This is a genomic window from Nonomuraea sp. SBT364, assembly GCF_001083785.1.
GTDB lineage: Bacteria > Actinomycetota > Actinomycetes > Streptosporangiales > Streptosporangiaceae > Nonomuraea.
The window spans coordinates 1-1654 of the sequence record NZ_LAVL01000342.1 but is presented as its reverse complement, the minus strand read 5'-3'; the positions used below and the strand labels follow the sequence as shown (position 1 = coordinate 1654).

At 66.4% G+C, this 1654-nt stretch carries 1 protein-coding gene; it reads right to left on the bottom strand.

Going from position 1 to position 1654, the window contains the following annotated elements:
• Positions 1-307: 307 nt before the first annotated feature.
• A complete protein-coding gene (locus ADY59_RS47230) occupies positions 308-1300 on the bottom strand; it encodes a DMT family transporter (RefSeq protein WP_231619255.1) in 993 nt (330 codons plus the stop codon).
• Positions 1301-1654: the final 354 nt, after the last annotated feature.

Sequence of the window (1654 nt, the reverse complement as noted above, 5' to 3'; positions counted from 1 at the left end):
ATACTCCACACCCCATCACGTAACGCATCTCACACCCGCAAATCCGGCGAACCCATAACCCCAATCCGCCCCAACCCCACAACCACACCCACCCGGGGAGCGGGACAACAACCGCACCCACGCGGGGGAGCGGGGACCACCAACCGCACCCACCAAGCACCGCGAACCCAGAACCAGGGGAGAGGCTCACCAACACCCCGCGATCAGCCCACCACCCCGTGATCAGCCCACCCGCAGAACCCCGAACCAGCAGGCACAACAGACCCCGCCGAAACCCCGTCAACCAGGGCCAGCCAACCCCGGCCACTCACTCCCGACCACCACGCGCCCCCTCCGCACACCCAGCACCCGGCAACCCATCACCACTCACAACCGAGCCCGAACCCACCGCAAGCACGGAAGAATCCCGCACACCCCCGCCACCCCAGCCCCGACGCACAACCACGACAAGACGGGAAAGCACAGGCTGCCCCAGCAGAATGCCGAGAAAAACCAGCACAAGCCCCGCAACCTGCCGCCCAGCCAACGCCTCACCCGCGACCACCGTCCCGAGCAAGACCCCCGTCACCGGATTGAGCAAACCGATCAACCCCACCGTCCCAGCACTCAGATGACGCAACCCCGCGAACCAAGCCGCGAACGCCAAAGCCGTCGCCACAACAGTGAGATACGCGAAACCCAGCAACTCAGCCCCACCCAGCGGCGGCGGCGACCCCTCGACCACCACCGCCACCGGCACCAACGCCACACCACCAGCCAGCAACTGCCACGAAGTGAGCGAGAAGACATCCACCTCACCGCTCCACCGCTTGGCCAGCACGTACCCCAACGACGACATCACCATCGCCACCACAGACGCCAGAACACCCGACAAACCAGCCGGGCCGACATCCTCCAGCAACATCAGCCCCACACCAGCGATCCCCACACACGCCCCCGCCGCCTGCGCGACCCGGGGACGCTCCGACACAGCCGCCCAGGCGAACAACATCATCACCATCGGCGAGGTCGCCATGATCGTCGAAGCGATACTCGTGGGAAGCGTCTGCGCCGCCAGATAGACCAGCGCGAAGAAAGCACCCATGTTCAGCGTGCCGAGCACCGCCGACTTCCACCACCACGAACCTCTGGGCAGCTTCCTGCAGATGAGAAGCAGCAGCAGCCCCGCGGGCAGCGCCCGGATCGCGGCACCGTAGAGCGGGTGGTCGGCCGGCAGGAACCGCTGGGTGACGAAGTAGCTCGCGCCCCAGGCCACGGGCGCGATCGCGGTGATGCTCATCCAGCGGAAACTCGCTTCCATGGACGTAATGTAGCCGCCGCGAAACCACCACGACCCGTTGACCCGCCTCGGCCGCGCCCCACCGGCCGGGGGGAGCCCGCATCGTGGTTACTTGACATAATGTTCATTATCAAGCAACGACGCATACCGCAGAAGACGCCACAAAGAGCCGCAATTCATCGCCGCTGCCCGCGGGCAACCGCGTCACGCGTCCTCCGGCGGCCATGCGCCCGCAGGGCGTGAGCGCGTACGATCGAATCATGCCCAGCCTGGCGATCTCCACCGGCGGCCTCGTAGCGCTCACCGCAGTCGTCACGGTCCTGATCATTTACTTGATCATCCTGGCCGCCCGCCTCACCCGCCGCCCCCGTAACC

Coding starts and splice junctions, on each gene's coding strand:
- ADY59_RS47230 (WP_231619255.1), bottom strand. CDS start 1,300: ATGGAAGCGAGTTTCCGCTGGATGAGCATCACCGCGATCGCGCCCGTG.